At 69.3% G+C, this 6,711-nt stretch carries 7 protein-coding genes; all 7 read left to right on the top strand.

The window, feature by feature from the left end:
* Positions 1-606 (top strand): urease accessory protein UreG (gene ureG / locus G6026_RS07945; RefSeq protein WP_182612851.1); only part of this gene is annotated, 606 nt, incomplete at its 5' end.
* A complete protein-coding gene (locus tag G6026_RS07940) occupies positions 603-1,559 on the top strand; it encodes an urease accessory protein UreD (protein WP_182612850.1) in 957 nt (318 codons plus the stop codon). The genes ureG and G6026_RS07940, both read left to right, overlap by 4 nt.
* A 157-nt stretch (positions 1,560-1,716) precedes the next feature.
* Complete coding sequence (gene urtA / locus G6026_RS07935; RefSeq protein WP_107757185.1) at positions 1,717-2,970, top strand: urea ABC transporter substrate-binding protein; 1,254 nt, start codon at positions 1,717-1,719, stop codon at positions 2,968-2,970.
* Positions 2,971-3,054: 84 nt separating this feature from the next.
* On the top strand, positions 3,055-3,939 hold the full coding sequence (gene urtB / locus G6026_RS07930; RefSeq protein WP_182612849.1) for an urea ABC transporter permease subunit UrtB: 885 nt from the start codon (positions 3,055-3,057) through the stop codon (positions 3,937-3,939).
* Positions 3,936-5,141, top strand: a complete 1,206-nt coding sequence (urtC, locus tag G6026_RS07925) for an urea ABC transporter permease subunit UrtC (RefSeq protein ID WP_241725883.1) — start codon at positions 3,936-3,938, stop codon at positions 5,139-5,141. Before urtB ends, urtC begins: the two co-directional genes overlap by 4 nt.
* On the top strand, positions 5,138-5,959 hold the full coding sequence (gene urtD / locus G6026_RS07920; RefSeq protein WP_182612848.1) for an urea ABC transporter ATP-binding protein UrtD: 822 nt from the start codon (positions 5,138-5,140) through the stop codon (positions 5,957-5,959). Before urtC ends, urtD begins: the two co-directional genes overlap by 4 nt.
* Positions 5,956-6,657 carry an urea ABC transporter ATP-binding subunit UrtE gene (urtE, locus tag G6026_RS07915; RefSeq protein ID WP_107757182.1) on the top strand — a complete coding sequence of 234 codons (702 nt, stop codon included), beginning with the start codon at positions 5,956-5,958 and terminating at the stop codon, positions 6,655-6,657. Before urtD ends, urtE begins: the two co-directional genes overlap by 4 nt.
* The last annotated feature ends 54 nt before the right edge of the window (positions 6,658-6,711 follow it).

Below are 6,711 nucleotides of genomic sequence, written 5' to 3'. Positions count from 1 at the left end.
GGGATCGGCGGGCCCGTGGGCTCGGGCAAGACCGCGCTGATCGAGGCTCTGGTTCCGCTGCTCATCGAGCGCGGTCGGGCGCCCGCGGTGATCACCAACGACATCTACACCCAGGAGGACGCGGAGCACGTCCGCCGCACGTTGGCCGGCGTCCTCGACCCCGCCAAGGTCGTGGGCGTGGAGACCGGGTCGTGCCCCCACACCGCGGTCCGCGACGACCCCACCATGAATCTGGCGGTGGGCGCCGAGATGCTCGAGGAGCACCCGGACGTCGACACCCTGATCTTCGAATCCGGCGGTGACAACCTCACCCTGACGTTCTCGCCCGCGCTGGTGGACCTGTTCCTCTTCGTCCTGGACACCGCCGAGGGCGAGAAGATGCCGCGGAAGCGCGGACCCGGCATCACCGAGTGCGACCTGCTGGTGATCAACAAGATCGACATCGCCCAGTACGTGCGGTGCGACCTGGGGGTGATGAGCTCCGACGCCGACCGCGTGCGCTCCGGCAAACCCGTCGTGCTGACCGACTGCCTCAGCGGCACCGGGGTCGACGAGGTGCTGGACTACTTCGAGTCGCGTCGCGCGGACCTGCTGCCGAGCGCGTGACCGGACCGGTGTCCCGGGCCGACCGGCTGGCGCGCGCGGCCGACCCCGGTCACGTCTGGCCGGCCGTGGCGTCCGGCCCGGCGTCCGCCGCGGGGTCGCTCCCGGTGGGATCGCCGGGAAAGGTCGGCGTCCTGGACCTGCACTTCCGGTTCGGCCCCGACGGGCGGACGGTCCTGGCCGATCGCTACCAGAAGTCTCCTCTACAGGTGATGCGTCCGCTGTACGTCGACCCGGGACTGCCGCACGTGCCGGTCACGTATCTCATGTCCACCGGCGGGGGAGTGGTCGGCGGCGACAGGCTGGACATCGACGTCGAACTGGCCGACCGGTCCCATGCGCTGATCACCACCCAGGCCGCCACAAGGATCCACCGCATGGACGCGGGGTACGCGACCCAGAACGTCACGCTGACGCTGGGCGCCGGGGCGGTGTGCGAGTGGGTTCCCGACCCCCTGATCCCGTACGCCGGGAGCCGGTTCCAGCAGACCCTGCGGGCGACGGTCCCCGAGGACGCGGTGCTGGTGGTCTCCGACGTCCTCACCGCCGGCCGGGTGGCCCGCGGTGAGCGGTGGGCGGTGGACGCGCTGGTCTCGCGGGTCGAGATCGCCCGTCCCGACGGCACCCCGGTGGTGGTGGACGCCACCCGGATGGTCGGGGGGTTCGACGACGACCTGGTCACCGGCGGATCCGATGCCATCGGCACCCTGTTCGTCCTGGCGCCGGGGCCGGCGACGGACCTGGCGGACCCGATGCGGGCGGCTGTCGACTCCTCGGCCGCCGTGCGCCGAGGTGAGGTCCGCGGTGGTGTGAGCACCCTGCCCGAGGGGTGCGGGGCGTGGCTCCGGGCTGTCGGCGACACCCCGGAGGCGGTCGAGGACGTGATGCGCGCGGCGTGGTCCGCCGCGCGTCGGCACGTCCTGGGGGCGTCGGCGCCCGATCTACGCAAGGGTTGAGAAACGCAGGGTTCACTGAAGGTGGACTTGGGCAACACGTACGAAACACAGGGGAACCGTGCGGCTCACATGGAACTCATAACTTTGGTTTCACCGAGCGTCGATCCCCGAGAAGCGGGGGCCATCGACCGCCCGCCCACGGCAAGGAAAAACCCGCGTGAATCCCATCTCCAGACGCACCGTCGCCGCCGCCGCACTGGTGGTCCTCGGGGCCGGCGCTCTCACCGCTTGTGGTAACCGGACCTCGGACACCGCCGCAGCCTCCGCAGAATCGTGTGTGGACACCTCCGGTGACACCATCAAGATCGGGTCGCTGCACTCGCTCTCGGGCACCATGGCGATCTCCGAGAGGACGGTACGCGACTCGGTCGAGCTCGCCGTGGAGCAGATCAACGCCGACGGCGGCGTGATGGGCAAGCAGATCGAGACGGTGGTCGAGGACGGGGCATCCGACCCGGCCGTCTTCGCCGAGAAGGCCCAGAAGCTCATCACCAGCGACTGCGTGGCCGCGATCTTCGGCGGCTGGACGTCGTCCTCCCGCAAGGCCATGCTCCCGGTCGTCGAGGACGCCAACGCGCTGCTGTACTACCCCGTCCAGTACGAGGGCCTGGAAGCGTCTCCGAACATCTTCTACACCGGCGCCACGACCAACCAGCAGATCGTCCCCGGCCTCGAGTACCTCAAGGAGCAGGGCGTGGAGTCGATGTACCTGGTCGGCTCGGACTACGTGTTCCCCCAGACGGCCAACCGGGTCATCAAGGCGTGGGCGGAGGCGAACGACGTCGAGATCGTCGGCGAGGACTACACGCCGCTCGGCTCCACTGACTTCTCCACGATCGTCAACAAGGTGCGCACCGCCGATCCGGACGCGGTCTTCAACACCCTCAACGGCGACTCCAACGTCGCGTTCTTCCGCGAGTACACCAACGCCGGCCTCACCGCCGAGAACACCCCGGTGATCAGCGTGTCGATCGCGGAGGAAGAGGTGCAGGGCATCGGCGCGGCCAATATCGAGGGCCAGCTCACGTCGTGGAACTACTACCAGACCATCGACAGCCCGGAGAACACCTCGTTCGTCGAGGCGTTCAAGGCCAAGTACGGCGAGGACAGGGTCACCTCCGACCCGATGGAGGCGGCGTACACCTCGCTGTTCCTGTGGAAGAACACCGTCGAGAAGGCGGGCAGCTTCGACGTCGCCGAGATCCAGGAGAACGCCGGCGGGGTGAGCTTCGACGCCCCGGAGGGCACCGTGACGATCAACGGGGACAACAACCACATCTCCAAGACGGCGCTCGTCGGGGAGATCCGCCCCGACGGCTTGATCTACGAGGTGTGGAGTTCGGGCGAGCCCATCGAACCGGACCCCTTCCTCGAGGGCTACGACTGGGCCGGAGACCTGTCCGGTAACTGACCTGGTCACTAGTCCACCACCCCCCGCGGCGGCCCCGGCGACCGGGACCGCCGCGGGGGGTGAATGCAGGAGAAAGGAGCCGGTGTGGACGTCATCATCGGTCAACTCGCGACAGGATTGAGCATCGGTTCTATCCTTCTGCTCGCCGCGCTCGGACTGTCCCTGACCTTCGGGCAGATGGGCGTCATCAACATGGCGCACGGCGAGTTCATCATGGCCGGGTGCTACACGGCCTACGTCATCCAGCAGTTCGTCGCCGCCTCCGGGGCGGGTCTGGCGATCTCCCTGGTGGCAGGCTTCGTGGTGGGCGGGATCCTCGGGGTGATCCTCGAGGTGCTGCTCATCAGACGGTTGTACGCCCGACCGCTCGACACGCTGCTCGTGACCTTCGGCGTCGGGCTGATCCTCCAGCAGGTCGCGCGCGACATCTGGGGCGCGCCGGCCGTCAACGTCGAGGTGCCCGAGTTCCTGCGCGGAAACATGGTCCTGCTCGGGGCGTCCGTCCCGTACACCCGCGTCTTCATCTTCCTCCTGGCCGTCGCGTGTGTCGCCGCACTGATGGCCGCGATGCGGTTCACCCCGATGGGGCGTCGCATCCGGGCGGTCACACTCAACCGTGATCTCGCCGAGAGTTCCGGGATCAACTCCCGCCGCAGCGACCTGACCACGTTCTTCATCGGGTCCGGACTGGCCGGCGTGGCGGGCGTGGCGTTGACCCTGATCGGGTCGACGAGCCCCACCATCGGGCAGTCGTACCTCATCGACGCCTTCCTCGTGGTGGTCGTCGGGGGCCTCGGTCAGCTGCGGGGCGCGGTCATCGCCGCCTTCGCCCTGGGGATCCTCAACTCGTTCTTCGAATACTCCACGACCGCGTCCGTGGCGAAGGTGCTCGTCTTCGTGACGATCATCGTCTTCCTCCAGATCCGCCCGCAGGGGCTGTTCGCCGTCAAGACCAGGAGCCTGGCATGACCGACACCGCCACCATCGGCACCACCGCCGGGGACCCGGCCGATCCCGCGGCGGGTCGTCGGTTCCGTCCGCGACTGCCGCTGCCCGGTGCACTGACCGCCGAGGGAGAACGTCCCCGTTGGGTGTTCTGGGTGGCGCTCGCCGTCGCCGCGGTACTCATCTTCGGCGTGGCACCCCTGCTGCTCAGCGAGTTCCGGCTCAACCTGTTGGCCAAGTTCTTCTGCTTCGGCATCGTCGCCAGCGGTATCGGGCTGGCGTGGGGGCGGGGCGGGATGCTCACCCTGGGCCAGGGCGTCTACTTCGGCGTCGGCGCGTACGCCATGGCGATGTACCTCAAGCTCGCCGACGCCCGCGATCGCGGCGGTCCCGACGCCCTGCCGGACTTCATGCAGATCGCCGGCATGCGGTCGCTCCCCGGGTACTGGGAGCCGTTCGCCTCGCCGGTGTTCACCCTCGCGGTGATCCTGATCCTGCCGCCCCTGCTGGCCTTCGGGTTCGGGTACCTGGTGTTCAACCGCAAGGTCAAGGGCGCCTACTTCGCGATCCTGTCCCAGGCCCTCGCGGCAGCCGCCGCGATCTTCCTGGTCAGCCGCCCCGAGCTGGGCGGGTCCAACGGCCTCAACCGGTTCACCGGGTTCTTCGGCTTCGCCCTGTCGGACCCGGCCAACCGTCAGATGCTGTACTTCATCACCGGTGGCGCGCTCATCGGGGTGGTCCTGCTGGTCCGCCAGTTCATGCAGTCCCGCTTCGGTGAGCTGCTCGTCGCCGTCCGTGACCAGGAGGAGCGGGTCCGCTTCCTGGGGTACGACCCCGCCCTGGTCAAGTCCCTGGCCTACGCGGTCGCCGCCTTCGCGGCCGGGATCGCCGGCGCGCTGTTCGTCCCGATCGTCGGGATCATCTCGCCCTCGGCGATCGGTATCGCCCCGTCGATCGCGTTCCTCATCGGTGTCGCGATCGGCGGCCGGGCCACCCTGCTCGGCCCGGTTCTCGGGGCGATCGGTGTGGCCTGGGCGCAGACGACCTTCTCCGAGGCCTACCCGTCGCAGTGGACCTACCTGCAGGGGGTGCTCTTCATCGTCGTCGTGGGCTTCCTGCCCGGAGGCCTGGCCAGCCTGTTCGTCATCCGCCGGCGTCGCGCGTCCACCGGGTCCGGCCCCGCGACCCCCGCCACCACCGGATCCACCACGGAGGAGACCCCATGACCCCCACCGCTGTGGCCACCGGCGCCTCGACCGGACGGACCTACCTGGAGGTCCGCGGTCTCACCGTGACGTTCGACGGCTTCCGTGCCGTCGACGGCGTGGACCTGACGCTGATCCAGGGCGATCTCAAGTTCCTCATCGGACCCAACGGCGCGGGAAAGACCACCGTCGTCGACGCGATCACGGGACTGGTCCCGGCGACGGGGACTGTCGACAAGACCGGGCAACCGGTGCTGGGGATGAAGACGCACAAGATCGCCCGCATGGGGATCGGCCGGACCTTCCAGACGGCCAGCATCTTCGAGGACCTCACCGTGGAACAGAACCTGGACATCGCGGCCGGCTCCGGTCGGGGATGGCTGACCCTGCTCCGCCGTCGCCGGGAACGCGCGACGGTGGTCGCCGAGGCCCTGGACACCATCGGCCTCGAGCACCTGGCCGGCACCAAGGCCGGGGTGTTGGCCCACGGGCAGAAGCAGTGGCTGGAGATCGGCATGCTGCTCGTCCAGGATTCCGATGTGATGCTCCTCGACGAGCCCGTCGCAGGCATGGGGGCGGAGGAGCGCAAGGCCACCGGCGAACTGCTGAGGCGCATCGCCGCCGAACGCACGGTGGTGGTGGTGGAGCACGACATGGACTTCATGCGCGACTTCGCCACCTCGGTCACCGTCCTGGCGGCCGGGAAGGTCCTCGCCGAGGGCACGGTGGCCGAGATCCAGGCCGACCCCGATGTCCAGCAGGTGTACCTGGGCACCGCGGCCGCCACCGGCACCGAACTGGAAACCGGCACCGAACCCGAGAGGGAGTCAGACCGATGAGCGCACTACTGCAGATGTCGGGCGTCCGCGCCGGGTACGGCGGGTCCGAGGTGCTCCACGGGGTGGACCTGGAGGTCCCCGCCGGGGGCGTGGCCGCGGTGCTCGGGCACAACGGCGCGGGCAAGACGACCCTGCTGCGGGCGGCCGTCGGCCTGCTTCCGTGCAAGGCCGGTCGGATCACCTTCGACGGCCGGGACATCACCGGACTCAAGCCCCACGCCCGCGTGGCGATGGGCATCGGGTACGTACCCCAGGGCCAGCAGTCGTTCACGCAGCTCACGACCGCCGAGAACCTGAGGGTCGTGGCTGACGGCCGCAAGCGGGGCAAGGCGCTCATCGACGAGTCCCTGGACCTGTTCCCCGCGTTGAAGGACCTGCTGGACCGGAAGGCCGGGCTGCTCTCGGGCGGGCAGCGCCAGCAGTTGGCCATCGCGCGGGCGCTCATCACCGAACCGCGACTGCTGGTGCTGGACGAGCCGACCGAGGGTATCCAGCCCAATGTCGTTGCCGAGATCGAGCGGATCATCGTGGACCTGGCGTCCCGTGGTGATCTGTCGGTGCTGTTGGTCGAGCAGCACGTCGGGTTCTCGCTGCGGGCCTCGGACGTCTTCTACGTGGTGGAGTCGGGGCGGGTGACCCACTCGGGCGCCTCCGACGACACCGCCGCCCACGAGGTCACCGAGGCGCTGGCGATCTGATCCGGGCGGGCCCGTCTCACGCGGGCGCGGGCCGGGCCAGGCCCCCCGCGAGCC

This window comes from Dietzia sp. DQ11-38-2 (assembly GCF_014145055.1).
Lineage (GTDB): Bacteria > Actinomycetota > Actinomycetes > Mycobacteriales > Mycobacteriaceae > Dietzia.
This window is presented reverse-complemented; position numbering and strand designations above follow the sequence as displayed.

Bases quoted from the DNA above. Each gene is read 5' to 3' on its own strand.
- urtC (WP_241725883.1), top strand. From the start codon at position 3,936: ATGACCGACACCGCCACCATCGGCACCACCGCCGGGGACCCGGCCGAT.
- urtD (WP_182612848.1), top strand. From the start codon at position 5,138: ATGACCCCCACCGCTGTGGCCACCGGCGCCTCGACCGGACGGACCTAC.
- urtE (WP_107757182.1), top strand. From the start codon at position 5,956: ATGAGCGCACTACTGCAGATGTCGGGCGTCCGCGCCGGGTACGGCGGG.